This window comes from Candidatus Neptunochlamydia vexilliferae (genome assembly GCF_015356785.1).
GTDB classification, from domain to species: Bacteria; Chlamydiota; Chlamydiia; order Chlamydiales; family Simkaniaceae; genus Neptunichlamydia; species Neptunichlamydia vexilliferae.
In genome coordinates this window covers 1-22,570 of sequence record NZ_JAAEJV010000023.1, presented here as the reverse complement: position 1 = coordinate 22,570, position 22,570 = coordinate 1, and the positions used below count along the sequence as shown (strand labels likewise).

2 protein-coding genes and 1 pseudogene are annotated in these 22,570 nt (G+C 49.7%); 2 read left to right on the top strand and 1 reads right to left on the bottom strand.

Annotation, left to right across the window (positions count from 1 at the left end):
* Nucleotides 1-18,084 carry a filamentous hemagglutinin N-terminal domain-containing protein gene (locus tag NEPTK9_RS05135; protein WP_194847762.1) on the top strand — a complete coding sequence of 6,028 codons (18,084 nt, stop codon included), beginning with the start codon at nt 1-3 and terminating at the stop codon, nt 18,082-18,084.
* Nucleotides 18,085-18,097: 13 nt separating this feature from the next.
* Here NEPTK9_RS05135 and NEPTK9_RS05130 read toward each other — a convergent pair whose 3' ends face one another.
* Nucleotides 18,098-21,670, bottom strand: coding sequence for a hypothetical protein (locus tag NEPTK9_RS05130; protein ID WP_194847761.1), 3,573 nt, complete (start codon nt 21,668-21,670; stop codon nt 18,098-18,100).
* Between the two features lie 344 nt (nt 21,671-22,014).
* Between NEPTK9_RS05130 and NEPTK9_RS10000 the strand changes: the two are divergent.
* Nucleotides 22,015-22,183: pseudogene (locus NEPTK9_RS10000) on the top strand (DUF6444 domain-containing protein); the annotation flags it as partial.
* Nucleotides 22,184-22,570 lie beyond the last annotated feature (387 nt).

The window sequence follows — 22,570 nt, the reverse complement described above, 5'->3', positions numbered from 1 at the left end:
ATGGTTAGATTTTTATATTTTTTTATTCTTATCTTTCCGCTTTTTGTCCAAGCGAAGCTCTCTCACCCTAAGGTGGTTGCAGGAAAGGCCCATGTTGAAAAGCACGGGAACCAGCTCTGGCATGTCCATTCAAACGGGCGCACGATCATCAATTGGAAGGAGTTTTCGCTCAACTCTAAAGAAATCGCCCGCTTTTTCCAAGACTCGAGCAAATCTGCTGTTTTGAACCGGGTCACTGGCGGTCTTCCCTCTTCTATTCAAGGACTTATCGAATCGAATGGGGCGATTTATCTGATCAATGAAAAGGGGGTCTTCATCGGTCCCAACGGGCGGATCAATGCGGCTTCGTTTGTCGCTTCCACTTTGGATGCCTCAAACGATCAGTTTTTGAAGAATGGAGAACTGCTTTTTAAGGGCTCTTCAACAGAGCGGGTTGTGAACTATGGAAAAATTCTGACTCCTATGGGGAATGTGGCACTAATCGGTCTCAATGTGGAAAACCATGGAAAGATCGATGCCCCTAACGGAAAAGTGGCACTTGCTGCGGGGGAAGAGGTGCTCATGCTCCCCGACTCTCAAGATTTTCTCATTTTGCGGGTGAGTCGTGACAAGGAAAGTGCCGCCATCACCCAGGAAGGAAAAATCCAGGCGCTCCAAACAGAGGTGCGCGCAGCGGGAACTCCTTATAGCTTAGCGATTAAAAATGGAGGGACGATTCAGGCAACTGGGGTAAAGAGGGAAAAGGGACGGGTCTTTCTTATTGCAGATCAAGGGGATTGCCATGTCGACGGCGTGATTGAGGCTCCTGGAGGAGAGGTCCAGGTCCTTGCCGATCGGGTTGCCCTGCTTGGAAATACGTCGATCGATGTGAGCGATAAGCTGGGTGGTGGAACGGTCCTTGTAGGGGGCGACTACAAGGGGCAAAACCCTAGCATCAAGAATGCCAAGCAAACGGAAATGGTTAAGGGTGCGGTAATTGATGCGAGCGCTCATGAGCTGGGCAATGGGGGAAAGATCATCGTCTGGTCCGATGAGTTGACAAGGTGCCGGGGAAAACTGTCGGCAATGGGAGGTGTGCGTGGAGGGAATGGCGGCTTTGTCGAAGTGTCGGGGAAGGGGCTCGATTTTGATGGGGATGTGAATCTGACCGCGGAGCGGGGAAATGTGGGACTTCTTCTTCTCGATCCAAAATTTATCAATATCATTGCTGCGTGGGGTGATCCGGTGGCGGGAAATAACCTCTTCACCGATATCCCTGCGGGAACGGCGAATATCTCGGGGGCCACTCTCGCTGCTGCGATTAATAGCGCCAATGTTACTTTGCAAGCAAACACCGACATCACTTTTGATGATGATGTGACGGTGACAACCAATACTCAGCGGACGTTGACGTTGCAGGCGGGTCGCTCAATCCTTGTTCAACCGAACCGGACGCTCGATGTCCGGCGGAGTAATTTTATTGCAACGATTAATGATGGAGGAGCCATCCCTGCAAACAGAGATCCAGGAACTGCGCAATTTATTTTGGGGGCCAATGCGGAGATCGATACCAACTGGAGAGGGACCAACGATGGAGATGTCACCATCACCTTTGGAAATTTTGGGGGTGTTTCGGAAGGGACCATCTTGATCGATACGGGGACCGAAATTAATTTTGGTGCGGGAACCTGTACGCTAACGGGAACAGCAAGTCTTTCTGGGGGAACTTCAACACGTGGGGTGGAGATTTTTGGTTTTGTCAATGGGGCAGGCCAAGGGGTGATCGATATCACAGGAGTGGGTGCCCTGGGAGGTGTGGGTGAGGGAGACAATATTGGTGTTCTTCTCGGCGTAGGAGGACGTCTAAATTGTGGGAATAGTGGGCAGATCAATGTCACTGGAACAGGGGGAACAGGCGGTTTAGGAGGAAATGATGGCATTCGGGTCGATGGAGGATTTATCGATGCGAATTCGACAACGGTGACGATGTGTACGGGAACGAGTAATGCGACATCGGGAGATAATAACCGGGGTATTTCTATCATCAATAGTGGCGATATCGATATGGCAAATGGGGGCGCTACATTGATGGGAACTGGAGGGAACGGGGTCAATGGAAATGTGGGGGTTTTCCTCGACTCCACAGGGGTAACCATCACAGGAGGAAACGGCCCTCTTAATATTACCGGTATTGGACAAGGGAGTGGCAATAATAATAGCGGGGTGGAGCTTGGGGAGACGAGTGTTCTCTCCTCTGCGATAGGAAATATCTCGATTACCGGAACGGGGGCTTCTTCTTCGGGATCGGGAAATGATGGGGTGGTTATCGATGGGGCGATCACCTCTAAAGGGGGAGCTGCAAACGCTGCGACGATCACCATCGATGGAACGACACCATCGGGGAGCAGCAATATCGGGGTGCGCAGTACGAGTGGAACGGCAACGATCACTTCGATCAATGGAGATATCGATATCACAGGGGATGTGACCGCTACGACCGATACGAATAGTGCAGGGATTTCTCTCGATGATATCACAATTTCTTCAACGGGAAATGGGGTTAGCGCAGCAACCATCACCCTGGCGGGAACGGGGGCAACGGGAAGTAACTTGAGTCAAGGGGTGCTCTTGATGAGCAGCACCATTCAGAGTACCCGAGGAGCTATTTCGGTCACCGGAACGGCTCAAGACACTTCGGCAACTCCCATTGGAATCGCTGCTTTAGGATCGACCCTTGGGATCACGAACCTTGGAACGATGACCCTAACCGCAAATGGAGGAGACTTCGAGATCTCTAACACAAGTGATTTCGATACCTCAACGGGGGCGTTAACACTAACAGCAGATGAAAATATCGTCTTTCTCAATACCCCACCATCAACAGTCAACACCACCGCAGGACTTGTCACCCTCACAGCAACGAATGGACAGATCGACATGGGGGATAATGGCACGGTCACAACAACGGGGGGCGATGCAACTTTCAATGCGAACACCTCGGTCAATTTTGGGGCTGTCGATGTGTCAGGAGGGCAAATCACCGTCAATGCTCAGACCATTGTCAACAACCTGACAAGTGGCACCAATTTAACAGGGAGCGATGCGGTACTCAATACATCGGGAACAATCGGTGTTGCTCCAGCGACAGGAAGCGGGGCGATTACAACCAACTTAGATAATTTGGAAGCAACGATCACAGGGACGGGCGACCTTGTGATTTTTGAAACCGGTGCTCTAGACCTCGATAACATCACCCTAAATAATGGAAATGTTGATATTAATACCGATGGACCAATCGGTCAAAATTTTCTAACAGCATTGAATGTGACCGGCTCTCTTCATTTTGAAACATCGCGCGATATCACGATTGGATCGGTCAACCTCTTTAACGATCAGGCAACCGATATCGGACCCTCCACGGTTGCGGGAAATTTTATCTTAACCACTTTGCCTCTCAGCCCGATTACTCTGAGTGGAAATGTCGATGTCGGGAATAACTTTACGATGCTCGGGACCACATTTGATGATGGGGGAAATACCCTCCGCGTTGCGGGAACGGCAACCCTCAATGGCCTCGACCCCTCTCAGTTCAACTCAGACGATATCTTCCCTTCTGGAGGGGGCCCCGACTTTGACCTTTCGGTCGCTACATTTGCGGCAACAGGTGATATCACCGTTAATCTACGGGAACAAACCTATAATGCTGCAAATGTGGTCCTCCCAAGCGCTGTGACTGTGAATAACTTGGGAAACAGTGTAACAGGAACCATCCGCTTCACCACTGTTGACCCGGTAATCAGCACGGGACCTGTCGTCGATTATAACCTGATCCAAACCGCCCCTTTCACCTTGAATGCGGGACAAAATATGATCGTCAATGCGGCGCGGGGAAGCAATAACTCCCCTCTTGGAACGAATGATAGTCCGTTTGGAAATTCGACACTCAATGGAGGAGATGGTTCCAATGTCACTTTGACACAGAGTAACATTTTTAACGGAGGATGGATTTCTTTGAGGGATCCTGAAAATGGAGCGGTTTCCTCGAGCGACAATTTCGAGGCGGAGCACAATAACCTCTATGGAACATTGACCTTTAACTCGGGGGGAACATTTGAGACAGGGGCCAATACCGAAACGGTCCGTGCGGTTGGAACAATCGATATCGATGCGGTCGGTACGATCACTGTCGATGGAGCGGTCAGCTCTTTGACAACAGGAGGGACTCCTAGTCAAACGGTGAGCTATGATGGAACCACACTGACGGGAACAGCGACCACAACAGCGACGGGAGTCGACATCACAACAACAGGGGCGATCAACCACAATACTGCAACCACCAATTTGGTCTTTACAGCGGGAGGCAACGTCACTCTCACCGATCCTGACGCAGTCACCGTTGCGGGAGATACGACGGGAACCATCGATATTTCAACAAGTGGTGGAGGTGACATAACGGTCGATAATGTGACTGTTGGCTCCCTCAATCGGGTCGGTCTTTCGGGAAAAACGGTGACGGGAACGACCAACTCAGGCTCGATCATTATCAATGAAGATATCACGGGAAGTGGGGCGATCAACCTCACCGCTAATGGAGGGCAGATCACCGACAGCGGAGCAAGTAGTCCCCCAACGTTAAATGGTCCTTCTGCCGATCTCGAGGCAGGGTTGGGAATCGATGTCCGAACCGCGATCGGTCAGCTTGAAGCCGATGTGACCGGTGTGGGCAATATCACTGTCACCAATAATGCCGGGATGGACCTCAATGGGGTAAACACAAATAATGGAACCATTTCTTTAACCGCAACGACAGGAACTTTAAATCTTACCGCTCCCGTCACTGCAGGAAGTGGGAATAATATTACGATGACTGCTACAACGGGAGCAATCACTGATGCAACAGCCATCTCTTCTCCCAATGTCATTGGAAACCAAACGACCCTTGTGGCAGCAACCGGTATCACCCTCGATACCAATATCACCCGCCTCAATAGCAGTGTTACCGGCGCCGGTGATACCACCATCGTCGAAACCGATGGGTTGAGCCTAGGAAATACGATCACCACAAATGGAAACGTCTCCCTCACGACGGGAGGGGTTCTCAATCAGGTGGCAGCAACAACGCTAAGCATTGCAGGTAACTTAACGGTCGATACAAGCGCAGATGGCTCGATTGGAACGGTGACCATACAGAACGCCGTAGCCACGACCGTGGGTTCCTCCCTGGTCGCTGGAGATTATATCTTTAACGTGCCGGCCAATACCGTCACCCTTGCCGCTAATATCACGGTGGGTAATGACTTTAATGTCACAACAACCTCCTATAGCGATGGGGGCTTTACCGTCACTCAAGGGGGCGGTGTTATTATTAATGGGACAAATGACAACCTAACTGGGAATACCATTACGGCAACAGGAACTCCCCCTAACTTTGACTTAGCAACGGCCACCTTCGCAAGTACGGGAGACATTACCGTGAACCTCAGACGGGTCGACAATAACTTCTCCAATGTCCAGCTTACCAATGCGGCCCTTTTAAACAATGCGGGCAACTCGATTAGTGGAACGATCGCGGTCACGACGGTCGACCCCAACCTGACTGGAACAACAAATGTCGACTATAATCTGGTCCAAACCGCGCCATTTACGTTGAACGCCTCGCAAAATATGATCGTTAATGCAGCCCGTGGAAGTAACAACGCGCCCCTTGGAACGAACGATAGCCCCTTTGGAAACTCGAGTTTGAATGGGGGCGACGGGTCGAATGTGACGTTGACGCAGAGTAACGTCTTTAATGGGGGGTGGATTTCTCTAAGGGACCCTGAAAATGGGTCGGTCACTTCGAGCGATAATTTCGAAGCGGAACATATCAATGACTATGGCACCTTGACAATCGACTCAGGGGGAACCTTTACTGCAGGGGCCAATAGTGAAACGGTTCGCGCTGAGGGAGCGATTGACATCGATGCGGTCGGGGCGATTACTGTTGACGGAGCGGTAACTGGAACCACTGTTAATTATGACGGTGCCTCCCTGACAGGGACAGCAACAACGACGGCGACCAGCATCGATATGACGACCACCGGGCTGATTAACCATAATACCGATGCAGGAACATTGACGTTTGCAGCGGGGGGCGACGTAACCCTTGTTGACGCTGATGGGTTTGACATTTCGGGAAATGGCAATAATATCAACCTCACAGCTGGTGGGGCGGGCTCGATCACCTTAACAGGAAATGTCACCGCGACGGGAATGGCAATTCTGAGCGCAACGGGAGGGATGATCACCGATAGTGGTGCCACTTTAAGTGGCACCACTGGAGTGCTCACAGCAGCCACGGGGATTGACCTGCAGACCACCTTAACGCAGCTCGATGCGAGTGTCACCGGCACCGGTGATATTACTATTGTAGAAACCAACGCTTTAAGCTTAGGAAATATCTCGACCAATAATGGAGGCTTTGACATTACAACAGCGGGCCTTCTCGACCAGGTGGCGGCAACGACGCTTAGTATTGCAGGAAATTTAATGGTCGATACGAGCGCGGATGGCTCGATCGGAACGGTGACGATCCGCAACACCTCCGCTACGACGATTGGTGCTTCGTTAGTTGCTGGAGATTCTATCTTCAATGTGCCGACCAATACGATCACCCTTGCTACTAACATCGAGGTGGGTAATGACTTTAATGTGACAACCACCTCTTATAACGATGGGGGCTTCACCGTCACCCAAGGGGGAAATATCATCATCAATGGGGTCAACCCCAATCTCAATGGAAATACGATTACGGCAACGGGAACTCCCTCTAACTTTGACCTCAACACGGCAACGCTTGCAAGCACCGGTGACATTACGGTTAATCTTAGACGGGTCGATAATACCTTCTCAAATGTTCAGCTTGCTAATGCTGCTCTTTTAGACAATACGGGCAACTCGATCACTGGAACGATCGTAGTGACCACTGTCGATCCCAACCTGACAGGGACAACGAATGTCGACTACAACCTCGTCCAAACCGCACCATTTACGTTGAACGCCTCGCAAAATATGATCGTTAATGCAGCCCGTGGAAGTAACAATGCGCCCCTTGGAACGAATGACAGCCCCTTTGGAAACTCGAGTTTGAATGGGGGCGACGGGTCGAATGTGACGTTGACGCAGAGTAACGTCTTTAATGGGGGGTGGATTTCTCTAAGGGACCCTGAAAATGGGTCGGTCACTTCGAGCGATAATTTCGAAGCGGAACATATCAATGACTATGGCACCTTGACAATCGACTCAGGGGGAACCTTTACTGCAGGGGCCAATAGTGAAACGGTTCGCGCTGAGGGAGCGATTGACATCGATGCGGTCGGGGCGATTACTGTTGACGGAGCGGTAACTGGAACCACTGTTAATTATGACGGTGCCTCCCTGACAGGAACAGCAACAACGACGGCGACCAGCATCGATATGACGACCACCGGGCTGATTAACCATAATACCGATGTAGGAACATTGACGTTTGCAGCGGGGGGCGACGTCACCCTTGTTGACGCTGATGGGTTTGACGTTTCGGGAAATGGCAATAACATCAACCTCACAGCTGGTGGGGCCGGCTCGATCACCTTAACAGGGAATGTGACCGCGACGGGAACCGCCACTCTCAGCGCAACGGGAGGGATGATCACCGATAGTGGTGCCACTTTAAGTGGCACCACTGGAATGCTTACCGCTGCTACGGGGATTGACCTGCAGACCACCTTGACACAGCTCGATGCAAGTGTCACCGGCACCGGTGACATCACGATTGTGGAGACCAACGCCTTAAGTTTGGGGAACATCTCGACCAATAATGGAAATTTCAACATCACCACCGGGGGCCTTCTCGACCAGGTCGCGGCAACGACGCTTAGCATTGCAGGAAATTTAACGGTCGATACGAGCGCGGATGGTTCGATTGGAACGGTGACGATTCAGAATACAGTGCCCACAACAATTGGCACATCTCTTGTGGCTGGAGGTTACATCTTTAACGTGCCGACCAATACGGTTACCCTTGCCGCTAATATCATGGTGGGTAATGACTTTAATGTCACAACAACCTCTTTTAATGACGGAGGCTTTACCATCACTCAAGGGGGCGATGTCATTATTAACGGGACAAATGCCAACCTAACTGGAAATACCATTACGGCAACAGGAACTCCCCCCAACTTTGACTTAGCAACAGCCACCTTCGCAAGTACGGGCGATATTACGGTCAATCTTAGACGGGTCAACAATAACTTCTCCAATGTCCAGCTTGCCAATGCGGCCCTTTTAAACAATGCGGGCAACTCGATCAGCGGGACGATCGTGGTCACGACAGTCGATCCCAATCTGACTGGAACGACAAATGTCGACTACAATTTGGTCCAAACCGCACCATTTACGTTGAACGCCTCGCAAAATATGATCGTTAATGCGGCCCGTGGAAGTAACAACGCGCCTCTGGGGACAAACGATAGCCCTTTTGGTAACTCGAGTTTGAATGGGGGCAACGGTTCGAATGTGACATTGACACAGAGCAATGTCTTTAACGGGGGATGGATTTCTCTAAGGGATCCTGAAAATGGGGCGGTCACCTCGAGCGACAATTTCGAGGCGGAACATATTAATGACTATGGCACTTTGACGATCGACTCGGGAGGGACCTTTACTACAGGGGCTAATACCGAAACGGTCCGCGCTGGAGGGGCCATCGATATCGATGCGGTTGGAGCGATTACCGTCGATGGTGCGGTGACAGGGTCAACGGTGAGTTATGATGGAGCCTCTTTAACGGGAACCGCAACAACGACGGCGACTAGTATCGATATGACGACTACCGGGCTGATTAACCATAATACCGATGCGGGAACATTGACGTTTGCAGCAGCGGGCGACGTCACCCTCGTCGATGTCGATGGGTTTAACGTTTCGGGAAATGGCAATAACATCAACCTCACGGCTGGTGGGGCCGGCTCGATCACCTTAACAGGGAATGTGACCGCTACGGGAACGGCAACTCTGAGCGCAGCGGGAGGGATGATCACCGACAGTGGTGCCATTTTAAGTGGCACCACAGGAATGCTCACCGCTGCTACGGGGATTAACCTCCAAACCACCTTGACCGAGCTTCAAGCAAATGTCACCGGGGTGGGAGGTCTCGCAGTGACTAACACCACCGGGATCGATCTGAATGGGGTGAGCACCAATAATGGAACGGCCACACTCGTTGCGACCACTGGCACCTTAAACCTCCTCGCTCCGGTGACAGCAGGGACCAATAGTGACCTAGTCTTGACAGCAACGACAGGGGCGATTACCGATGCCTCTGCGGGAGGCTCCCCCAACCTGATCGGAAACGAGGCAACGCTCACCGCAGCCACCGGCATCAGCCTCGACACCAACATTACCCGGATGAATGGAAATATCACCGGCACCGGTGACATTACGATCGTCGAAACGAGTGGGTTAACCCTAGGAAATACCTCGACCAATAATGGAAATGTTTCCCTGACTACAGAAGGGTTGATCGATCAAGCGGGAGGAACTACCCTAGCCATTAGTGGCGATCTGACGCTCGATACAAGCGCCGATGGCACCATTGGAACGGTCACCGTCCGCAATACGGTAGCGACCCTGATCGGCTCCTCTCTTGTTGCGGGCGATTATATCTTTAACGCCGCAGGCCAAACGGTCGATCTCAATGCAAATATCGAGGTCGGGCGGAATTTTGAAGTGACCGCTGCTACCTTTAATGACAATGGAAATACAATTACCCAAGGAGGGCATGTCATTATTAATGGGTCGAACCCTAGTCTCACCGGAAATACGATCACTGCTGTAGGCGCTCCCCCCAATTTTGACTTAGCAACGGCCATTTTTGCCGTAGCGGGTGATATTACGGTCAACCTCCGGGGAACGGTCAACAACTTTACCAATATGCAGCTTGCGAATGCTGCCCTTTTAGACAACGCGGGCAACTCGATCAGTGGAACGATTACCGCCACCACTGTCGACCCCAACTTCACCGGCACATCGAGCCAAGACTATAACCTGATCCAAACCGCGCCATTTACGTTGAACGCCGGGCAAAATATGATCGTCAATGCGGCGCGTGGGGTTAATAACCCACCGCTGGGGACAAATGATAGTCCCTTTGGTAACTCGACCTTAAATGGGGGCGATGGTTCGAATATAACGTTGACGCAGAGTAATGTCTTTAATGGCGGATGGATTTCTCTAAGAGACCCTGAAAATGGGGCGGTCTCCTCAAGCGACAATTTTGCCGCTGAACATATCAATGACTATGGCACTTTGACGATCGACTCAGAGGGAACCTTTGATACAGGCGCCAATAGTGAAACGGTCCGCGCTGGGGGAGCGATTGACATCGACGCGGCAGGGGCGATTACTGTTGATGGGGCGGTGACGGGGTCCACTGCGAGCTACAATGGTGCTTCTTTGACGGGAACGGCCACAACGACGGCGACCAGCATCGATATGATAACCACCGGGCTGATTAACCATAATACCGATGCGGAAACGCTCACCTTTGCAGCGGGGGGCGATGTGACCCTTGTCGATGTTGATGGGTTTGACACTTCAGGAAATGGAGATAACATCGACCTGACAGCGGGAGGCGTTGGCTCGATCACCTTAACGGGGAATGTCACCGCCACAGGAACGGCGACCCTCAGCGCTGCTGGGGGATCGATCACTGATAGTGGCGCCACCTTGAGCGGGACTTTAGGAACGCTGACTGCAGCGACTGGCATTAACCTCCAAGCAACCCTCACGCAACTCGATGCCGATGTGACTGGCGCTGGCAACATGGACATCACCAACTCGGCCGCTTTGGAGGTGCTTGGAGCAACGACAAATACGGGCAACTTGACGATCGAAACGACTGCTGGGTCGCTCACACAGTCGGGGAACATCACGACAGCTGGGGGGATGGCAACGCTTACGGGGAATGTGGACGTTTCCCTTGAGATTGTTAATGCAGGAGCGGGCGACATTACGGTAAGCGCAACAACTGGGGAAATCATCGACAATTTAGGGGCTGAAACCCCCAACCTGATCGGTGGAGTCGGGATTTTAACCGCGGCAACGGGGATCGGCGCGGCTGATGATATCAATACGACCTTAACCGAGCTTCAAGCGAGTGTTACCGGTGTGGGTAACTTAGCAGTGACCAACACCGCTGGTATCGATCTCAATGGAGTGAACACCACAAATGGAACGGTCGCTTTGGTTGCGACCACAGGCACCTTAAACCTCTTGGCCCCAGTGACAGCAGGGACCAATAATGACTTGACCCTGACCGCAACAACAGGGGCGATCACCGATACCTCTGCAGGAGGTTCCCCGAACGTCATTGGTAATGCAGCAACGCTCACCGCTGCGACTGGGATCGATCTAGAAAGTGACATCTCTCAGGTGACAGCCAACGTCACAGGAGGGGGAAACCTTGCCCTTGTGAACGACAGTGCTCTTGAGGTTTTAGGAGCAACCACCAACACAGGAACCTTATCGATCGAAACGCTCGCCGGCTCTCTCACCCAGTCGGGGAACATTACAACAGCGGGAGGGATGGCAACGCTCACGGGGAATGTGGATGTCGATTTGGAGCTGGTCAATGCAGGGGGGGGTGACATTACGGTGACCGCTACGAAGGGAGAAATCGTCGATAACCTAGGGGCTGAAACCCCCAACCTCATTGGAGGGGTTGGGATTTTGACCGCGGCAACGGGGATCGGCGTGGCTGGTGATATTAATACGACTTTGACCGAGCTCCAAGCCAACGTCACAAGCGTCGGAAACTTAGCGGTGACCAACACGACAGGGATCGATCTGAACGGGGTAAGCACCACGAATGGAACGGTGTCGTTGGTGGCAACGACAGGAACGCTCAACCTTTTGGCGCCAGTGACAGCAGGAACCAATAGTGACCTCACCTTGACCGCAATAACCGGGGCGATCACCGATGCTTCTGCGGGAGGATCTCCCAACCTGATTGGTGACGAGGCAACGCTCACAGCAGCTACTGGAATTACACTTGATACCAACATCACCCGGATGAACGGAGATGTGACCGGCGCTGGTAACATCACGATTGTTGAAACCGATGCTCTAACCTTGGGGAATGTGACCACAACGAATGGAAATGTCTCCCTGACAACCGCCGGTTTGATCGACCAGGTGGGAGGGACAACCTTGAGTATTGCGGGTGATCTAACGATCGACACCAGTGCTGCTCCCGCCATTGGAACAGCGACGATCCGGAATGTCTCCCCTACAACGATCGGCGCATCGCTTGTCGCTGGAAACTACATCTTTAATGTGCCGACCAATACGGTCACCTTAGGGGGGAACCTCACGATCGGGAATGACTTTACAGTGACAACAACCGCCTATAATGACGGAGGGTTTACCGTCACGCAAGGAGGGACCATTTTAATTAATGGCTCCAACCCCGATCTTACAGGAAATAATATTGTTGCTACAGGAGCAGGACCTGACTTTGACCTTGCGGCGGCAACGTTTGCCGCTACTGGTGACATCACCGTTGATCTTCGGAAAACAACCAATAACTTCTCTAATGTGCAGCTTGCCAACGCCGCCATTTTGGACAACGCAGGGAATGAGATCACCGGGACCATCACCGTTACTACTGTCGATCCTAACCTTACTGGAACCACAATCACCGACTACAACCTCATTCAAACCGCGCCATTTACGTTGAACGCCGGGCAAAATATGATCGTCAATGCGGCGCGTGGGGTTAATAACCCACCGCTGGGGAGCAATGACAGCCCCTTTGGAAATTCGACCTTAAATGGTGGGGATGGTTCTAATATTACTTTGACCCAAAGTAACGTCTTCAACAGCGGGTGGATTTCTCTGAGGGACCCTGAAAATGGAGTGGTGTCTTCGAGCGACAATTTTGGGGCAGAACATATCAATGTCTATGGCACTTTGACAATCGACTCGGGGGGAACCTTTGACACCGGTGCCAATACGGAAACGGTCCGCGCTGGGGGAGCGATTGACATCGATGCAGTCGGGGCGATTACTGTTGACGGAGCGGTGACAGGGAGCGCTGTCACTTACGACGGCGCCTCTTTAACGGGGACCGCGACAACGACAGCGACCAGCATCGATATGACAACCTCTGGGCTGATTAACCATAATACCAATGCGGGAACGTTGACGTTTGCAGCGGGGGGCGATGTGACCCTTGTCGATGTTGATGGGTTTGACATTTCGGGAAATGGAGATAACATCGACCTGACAGCGGGGGGCGTTGGCTCGATCACCTTAACAGGAAATGTCACCGCTACGGGAACGGCGACCCTCAGCGCTGCTGGGGGATCGATCACTGATAGTGGCGCCACCTTAAGCGGGACTTTAGGAACTTTAACTGCGGCTAATGGGATTAACTTGCAAACCACCCTCACCCAGCTCGATGCTGATGTGACTGGTGGTGGCAACATGGATATTACTAATTCGGCCGCTTTAGAGGTTCTTGGGGCGACCACCAATAGTGGAACGCTCACCATTGTCACCACTGCGGGTTCTCTTACCCAGTCGGGCAATATCACAACAGCGGGTGGAAATGCCACCCTGACAGGAAATATCGATATCTCCCTCGAGCTTGTCAATGCAGGGGCAGGAGATATTGCGGTCACCGCTAATACGGGAGAGATCATCGACAACCTAGTGGGAGAAACTCCCAACCTCATCGGAAACCGGGGAGACCTAGGAGCTGCCACAGGGATTGGCGCCGCTGACAATATCAATACGACCCTCAACCAGCTCGATGCCAATGTCTCTGGCACAGGAGATATCTCGATTAGTAACACCCAAACCTTGACTCTCGAGGGAATCACCACCTTCGATGGAGCGATCACTCTGGTGACAACGGCCGGTGACCTAAATACCACCCTCCCCATCCAGTCGGTGCAACCTCATACCGTCACCCTCAATGCAGCGGGAAATATCTCTCAAATCCCTGTAGGAACGATCGCCACAGGAGGAGGCAACGCGATTCTCACAGCGAACAATAATATCGCCATGGGAAAGACCGATGCAGGGGTTGGAAATGTCACCTTAACAGCGACTAATGGAGCGCTCAATAATAACCTTCCAGGGGGAAGCCCAAACTTGATCGGCGTTTTAGGAACGCTCACCGCGGCAACCGGCATCGATGGGGTTTCTAACCTCAGTCAACTGACTGCGAATGTCACTGCAGTGGGTGGGATCACCCTTACCGATACAACGGCCCTGGAACTGGTTGGTGTTAATACTGCTGATGGGCCCATTACGATCGACACCGCCTCGGGCAACCTCAACGTCACCAATGGAGTCACAGCAGGAGGGGCCAATGCGGTAACCCTGACGGGGGCAGCCTCTGTGATCCATGCGGCGACTGGCGATGTCACCTCGAGTAGAGGGACGATCGGTGTCACCGCCAATGGAGGGGCGATCACCATGGTCGATGGAACGGTCTATAATACGGGTGGAGGCGATGCCACCTTAAATGCCACGACTGACATCGCTGTGGGAGTGGTCGATGCTGGCGTTGGAAACATCATCCTTGATGCGACAGGAGGGCAGATCACCGAGGTAACCGCTGGGGTGAATCTCACTGGAGCAAGTGCAACCTTAACAGCGGGAACAGGGATCGGAGCAACCAGCGCGATCGACACCACCCTCACCGATGTTCAAGCAACGGTCACAGGGACAGGACCGATTGAGATAGTAGATACCGATAGTCTTGATGTGCTAGGCGCAACGACCAATAATGGAGACATCTCGATCTCTACAGCTGCAAGTGACCTTACCATCAGCGCCTCTGTCCAAGCGGGAGGGATCAGTGCAGTCACTTTAAATGGAGCAGCGAATGTGGTCCACACAGCAGCAGGAGATGTTTCTTCAGCGGGAGGGCCGATCAATGTGACCGCAGGGACGGCTGCGATCACCATGGCTGATGGAACGACCTATACAACAGGAGGGGGCGATGCCACCCTATTAGCTGCGACAAATATTGCTGTAGGAAGCGTTGATAGTGGTAGCGGAGATGTTTTTGCAACGGCAACCGGCGGCGCGATCACCGACAATACCGCTGCAGCAACCCCCAACCTGACTGGAGCTCGAGCAGACCTTGTCGCTGCTACCGGCATCACAAGTCAAACAACTTTGAACCAATTAGAAGCTGAGGTGACAGGGACGGGAAATATTGCACTTACCAATACAGGAGTCCTCGAGCTTGTGGGTTGGAATGGAGGTTCGGCAGGAGCTGTCACAAATGATGGGTCGGTTACGATCACAGCCACAGCAGGAAATCTCACCATCACCGATCCGGTTCAAGTCGGAGGGGTTGGAAATCCTGCGATTCTAAATGCAGGAAACAACGTTTTTGTCGGTCTTGTCACCACAAATAATGGAGATATCACCATCAATGCGACAGGAGGAGCTGTTTTTGATAATCTCATTGAAGAGACTCCCAACCTCATTGGAGATAACCTCATTTTAACCGCTTTTAGTGGCATTGGCCCCGCAAGTGATCTCAATACAACGGTTAACACGCTACAGGCGACCACAACAGGTGGAGGGAATATTGCCGTAAACAACACCACCTCTTTAGCCCTTAACGTCATTGATGCAGGAACGGGGAACATCACCATTACGGCCACCGTCGGAGCGCTCACCGATAATACCTTGAGCTCGACCAGTCAAAACCTCATTGGAAATAGCGTAATACTCTCTGCAACAACTGGCATTGGAGCTGCAGGGATTGGAAACATTGGAACCAATGTGGGAACCCTTGCCGCTGCAACAACAGCTGGGAATATCGTCATTCGAGAGCTTGACGGCCTTGCCCTTGGAAACATCAGTACCGGTGGAGGAAGCTTTGATCTCGATGTGGGAGGACTCGTGACCCAAGCAGGAGGAGCCACACTTAACATTGTAGGTGACTTTATCCTTACCACCGATCGGGCACCCACCTTAGGAACCATCAGCATTACCAACAGTGTCGCAACAAACCTTGGGACCACTAGTATTGCAGGAGACTACACCATTACCACGAGTCCCCTTAGTCCCGTCACCTTGCAGGATGATCTTTTTGCTGCAGGTGACGTTTCGATCAACACCTCCTTGCTCGATGAAAACGGGTTTACCATATTTGCAGGAGGAGATACTTTTATTAACGGAGTCGATGGAGATCTTACTGGAAATGTGATCAATGCCAAAGGGGTAGGAAACACCTTTAACCTCAGCCTTGCCACACCGGCAGCCGCTGGAGACATCTTAATTAACCTCCGCAACCTCCTTCCCAACTACACCAACCTCCAACTTGCCAATGCAGCCATTCTTGAAAATGGCGGCAACATGATCACAGGAGAGATTATTGTCACCACTATTGACCCTGGGTTTACAGGTTTTTCAGTAGAAGATTTTGACATGATCCAAACCGCTCCTCTCACTCTCAATGCGGGGCAAAACCTTCAGATTAATGCGGCGCGCGGCGTCAATAATCCCCCCATCGGCGTGATGGACAGTCCCTTTGGAGGATCGACCCTTAATGGTGGCGATGGTTCTAACATCACCCTTGACCAAGCCAATACCTTCCCCGGAACTGTTGAAATCCGTGACCCCAACCTTTGCACCTTGGTTCAAAACAACAACGTTGCCCTTGCCCACGTCAATACCTATGGAAACCTCGATGTCACTTCCAATAGTGGAAAGCTCCAAGTAGGAGCCGTCGCCGGCGAGACAACCCGAACTGCCGGGCTCGCAAATACCCTCACCGCATCGGGTGATATCAACATCGATGAAATGCTCCTTGCCCTTGACACCTCAGGCAATCGCCTTGGAGCTTTTACGCTCACCTCCCAAACAGGATCGCTCTTTGGCGCAGCAATGACCGAAGCCGAGCAGGTCACTCTAAGCGCCACTGCAGGAACGATCGGAGCGCCGTTTTTACTCACCACTCCGATGTATAGCTATGCTGCCTCAGGCAATGTCTCTATCGACTGTGATATTTCGACCACCGTGTCGGGAGCGACAAACAGTGGAGCCACCATCCTTTCCCTTACCGCTCCTGGCACCTTAACGACTACTGGCCTCTCTAACAGTGCCGGCTCCATTACCCTCAGCGCCACCGCAGGAGCCATTACCCAAACCACCGGCAGCGTGACAGCACCCACGATTACAGGAAATGGAGACCAAGGGATTACCCTTCTGACCAGTGGAACAACCCTCTCCTTCACCAATACCACCTCAGGGGCCATAAACATAGAAAACACCTCGGCAACCACCTCAACCGTCACCCTCCAAAATGGTCCAGGAGCAATTGACACCGGACGCTCCCTCACCTACTCCCAGCTAGGCGGTTCAAGCGTCCAGTTTGGGTTAGTGAATGCCAACGGAACCGCCTCTCTCCTCTCTCTAACAGGAGGAGCCGATATGACCTTTACCGACACCGTGGCGATGGGGGGCGACTTTATCGCTGCGACCAATAACACCCTCACCGTCGATGCCATTAACCTCACCTTCCAAGGAGTTGCTACCTTTGTTGTCGACCAGCAAGATCCCTTTACCGTAGGCGCTGGGCAATTTATCAATAATGGAAACTTCACCGTTGCCACCGACAACCTGGCGGTTTATGCCGTCAGCGGTCCTCAGGCCCCCGCTACAGCGCTCACTCCCCCTAACCTTGTCACCCTTGGTGGCAATCTTGCTCCCCTAGCCACCTGGGATGCCGGAGAGCCGAATGGTCTTGCCACCAAATACTCGACCGCCTATAGCGCTACCTTTGGGAATGACTACCCCCCCGGAAATGGAGAGTTTGGAAATCAAGTGATCTGGTATAAGTTTAACCTCACATCATCCAATCCTCCATTACCTCCATTCCCCGGCTTTGCCCCCCCCTTCCTCCGCCTTGTTGGAGTCAATAGTGAAGTGGCCCTTCACTATTTCCTCTACACCTATGACAACGACTCCCGCCGCATCATCGACTACATCTGCCAGAAAAATGGGTACCACCTTCCCTGCGCTCCCTCAATTAAGATTGAGCCTACAAGGTAAAGTGCTCTGATGTTTACTGGATCAACGTACACCGTTCAAAATGGATTCCTTTACGATAGGTTCCTTCATGGAAAATGGTCACATGATCTTGGGCATTCTCATTAAAATCATTGTGCTCAGAACGCCCTACAGAACCATCAGTGGAGTACGCCAAGAGTGTCACCCGTTTATTAAATAGCCGTGCTGCAATGTCAACTTCGGTCGTAGTGAGGTAATAATCGTTGTCAACAAAGACTGTTTGATACCTTTCCCAAACAAGAGGTTCACTTAAAAAATCTAGTTGTTTCGCTTGCTGTCCTGCTTTGATTTCTTCAATTTGAACACGAATATTTGTGATTTCGTTTGTAAGGGTCTGATTATTTTCCTGCAAAAATAGCACCTGAAAATTCTCCCAACTTTCATGAACCCTTTGTGCTAAAAACTGTGCAGAAACCTCTTTTCCTTCCTCGAAATTGATTTGTTCTAAAGCGTCCTTTAAATCATCACCACTGCCAGTATAACGCAAACCTTTCCAAATCGCCCCTTCCTGGCCCCAGAAAACATTTTTTTGTTTTTCTAATTCCTCGTTTTGATTGAACCAAGTCTCATATGCTTCTTGAGCTTTCCCATCATCCAGAAAGATCATTTTTCCATTAATCCCTTGATTTTGAGATGGCAATGTTACTTCTCCGAGGAGTTCTTTGAAGTTCCTCTCAATGAGACCTTCAACATCTTGATCATGAGAGTTCAAAAACCGGTTAAAAAACTCCTCTTTAACAGCAGCATCGGGATCACCGGCATCAGTTGGATAACGATACTCTCCCTCAACCTGCTCTCCTAATAAAGCATGAAGAGCGCATGCTCCCTTGCCACGGGTTGTTTCCCTTTTATACCTTTGCTGTTCAAAAACAAACTCCCTATTTGCAACCCAATTTCCTTCCCCTTCATAAGGAGCTGATCCTGTAGAAATATTCAAAGAAGGTTTCTTCTGAAAAGAACCTCGACCTATTGCCCCAGAGGGTCTTCGAATTTGACAGATCTTAAATCCAAATCCCATATTTTCTAACTCCTTCCGAAGGCTATAAAGTTCAACCTTAGCAATCGTTGAGTCGAACTGAGAAAGAAAGGGAGCTAGTTTTTGTCTCATTTTTCGATAGATCGCAGGAATCTGGGTCGTTTTTCCTAATTGAACAGGAAGGGAAAAATTTTTTTCAGGGCAAACCAAGAACTTATCGGTAGCACACCCATCTAAAAGATACTTCTCTTTTTCGAGTAGCTCAAGAATCTGTGAAGGCTTGATATTAGCTTTATTCCGAAAGTTCAGACAGCTAGGATCGTTAAAGTCTTTCTCTAGGAACTTAACCCTTTTAAAATAATTATTTTCATTTTCAAGAAGGCGTTCTTCTCTTGCTTCAGAATCAAGAAAGGCATAGACAAAGACAAAATTACGACGAGTAAAAATATCCTGAAAGGCTTTATATGCTGAAGCTTTGTTCTTTCCTAAACCTAGCAGCTGTTTTTTTAGCTTTTCTCTATACCCTTTCTCGTTGGAGCTGATAACTTCATTCCAAAATTCTTGAACAACAGTCGAACTGGCAATCGCATTTCTAAACTGTTGAAACTGCTTTGCACTATTACGAATCTGGGAGCAAGCCACTCGAGTGGTTCCTCCAAATCCCTCTTTAACGTGAAAGAGAAAACAGCTGTCTTGAGTATAACGAACGATATCAAAGATCTCAATTTTTCGAGCCGTATGATCAATCCTATCTCCTGGAATCCACCCTTCTTCAGGACCATAGAGATCTCCATCATTCATCTGATCGTATAAATAGGTTTCGTTATAAGGACCTTCGGCTTTAACTAACTTTTTGAGTTTAAAACGCTCCTTTAAAAAAGATTCAGTAGCTGCTTTCTCTTTTTCTTTAAGTTGCAGCTTACTCAAGCTGACATTGCAGTTCATTAAAAAACACTTATTTCCACCTATTTGGCCTATCTGACTACAATAAGGCTCTTTAGCTTTTTTGCTTTTACCTTGAAAAGCTTTAAGGACTCTTTCACCTTGACTCGTATGCTGATTTAAATCTTCTAAAGTGAAAGATGCCCAAGACTCCTTGGGAATCCAAGGCGTAGGAAGATGGGCTGGATCTCCCTCTGGAACCAAACAGTCATTTAATAATAGGTTGAAGTCCCTTTGCAAAGAAACGTGGTATTCCACAGTTGCTTGTTGCCAAGCTCCCATAATATAAAAATAGGTAACCCCCTTACCTGTCGTAACCTCTCCTTCGATACACTCAATAAAGGAAAATGATCTTTTTCTTCCCCCAACTAAAAAAGAAATAGAGAGCTGATCAAGAAGATCAAAAAGGTTTTTTTTATCCTGGACCTTTAAAAATTGAGACTGTTCCTTAAGAAACTTAAAAACCTCATCAAGGGAGGGAGGATAATCCCAAGGATCACCTAAAGGCTTTCCTTGAAAGAAAAGGGTAAGCTTTGAGGAAAAAAAGTCTTTGGCATATTTATGGCAAAAGTAGAGGTTAATTTGTGAATTGCCCTGAAAAACCTCCCAAATCAAATCCTGTTTCGCAGCATCAAGTGCCTTGGTATGTTTTAAGTCTACAGGATGGACGAAATCGAGATAGTCTAGATCGGGATCATCTTCCTCTTTAGTTTTAGAAAGCCCTTTTCTCTTATCATCCAGTCGACAATGAAATTTTCCAGAGCAAACTTCGGAAAAGTAGTTGAGCAAAAATGCATAGCCAGGTAAAGAGTTGGTCTTTTTAAACTGAATCGAACCAAAACCTAGTTCTAACCCTATTTTTGCTTTTGTGGGCCCTTTTTTTGTTTTAAAAGGGGAGCAAGCTCTGAGATAGGCAGAAGGTCTAAGGAGAGCCTTTATACGGGTGACAATATGGTATAAGTGCTCTGAAGATGAGGTCGAAGGAGATTCCCTGTAAAGAGAAGAGGAGCAAAGGGTGGGACCTGTAAGCTCTCGGGCGTTCAGCTTTTTGATGTCGCCTGAAGAAGCCACTCTTTTAAACAACTGAACAGGAAATCTAAAATCCCTTTTCTTTAGAACTTGCCAAGCCTGGCCCGTTGTTAAAGCAAATACCTCATACACGCGCTTTTTGTCAGTAGACAATGCATCCTTACCAGCTTCAGAAGTTTTGACTAATTCCCGGTAGAAAAAAAACAGATAGTGGATGGATCGACTCCCTTGAAAATCTCCGGTTCCCCCCATTGTGGTTAAAAATGTACCAAGAGGACTTTCTTGTTGAATGACAACACTGTAATAAAACCTTACATGAAATTGAAAGTATTTGTGGGAAGGCCACCAAGAGCTATCAGAAAAATTCACCTCCTGAAAGGTCATCCTTTGATTGGAATTGTCCGAAGAAGAACGGTATTCCATAACAAGTTGATGGATCCATATGGCTAAGGCATGAAGTTTCCCTTTTTTATGCTTATCTGCAAGCCCATTGATTTTTTTAGGCGAAATACGAAGCTTATGAATCGTAAATTGCCCAAGGTTGCTCTCGATAGAAATGGGTGGGGGCTTTTTATTTGAGTTAGAACTTCCGGAACTAGTTGAAGAGTTTGTTTGGCTCATATTTTTCTCCTAATGTAATCATAAGCTGCCTGCATTTCTAAGGCTATCCGACCGATATTGACCGATGCTTTTCTGTTAAAAGCTTCTAGATCAAAAACCAATTTATTAAGAGATTGTTGATAAAAAGAACCCTTTTCGTCAAGATTTTTTTTACACGAGGCTTTCCCGCTGTAAACAATTTTGGAATTTTCTCTATGAAGAATTTTTCGTACGCGTTCAGTCCCTCTATGAAAAATAATTTGACTAAATTATGGTAAAAAATTAACATTCTGACCATGAACATATTAGAAGAGCGAGTATCCAAACTGGAGGAACAGCTTACTCAAGCGTTACAAGAGAACCAGCAGCTCCGGCAAGAAAACCAGCAGTTAAAGCTTCGGGTTGAAGAATTAGAAGAAAAGCTAAATACAAACTCCTCGAATAGTTCGAAGCCTCCATCCCAAGACCCTTACCGGAAGAAAAGATCAAAAAGAACCCCAAGCAAAAGAAAGCAGGGTGGCCAACCAGGAAGAAAAGGAGCTTTCAGAAAAACGTTTCCCAAGAAAGAAGTGACTGAAGTCCTTGAGATTAATCCCACAAAATGCCCTGAATGTAAAGAGAGTAACTTTAAAGAATCTCCAGTTAGGACAGAGGTAAGACAGGTTGCAGATCTGCTTTCTAATTGACTGTTTCAAAAGCCATATTAGAGCGGGTCCTATGCCCCGACCTCTATAGAGGGACTGAACGCGTACCATCACGATTAAAGGATTAAAAACCTTGGGTGTGTAGTAAATCAGTTGGGAAACATTAGGCAGCCAATTCTGACATTTCACTTTCCATAAAAGATCCATACAGCCTCTCTCTTTCCTTAGATATATGGTATCGCCAATAATCATTGGCCATCCCATTAATCTGAATAGA

Bases quoted from the DNA above. Each gene is read 5' to 3' on its own strand.
- NEPTK9_RS05135 (WP_194847762.1), top strand. From the start codon at position 1: ATGGTTAGATTTTTATATTTTTTTATTCTTATCTTTCCGCTTTTTGTC.
- NEPTK9_RS05130 (WP_194847761.1), bottom strand. From the start codon at position 21,670: ATGAGCCAAACAAACTCTTCAACTAGTTCCGGAAGTTCTAACTCAAAT.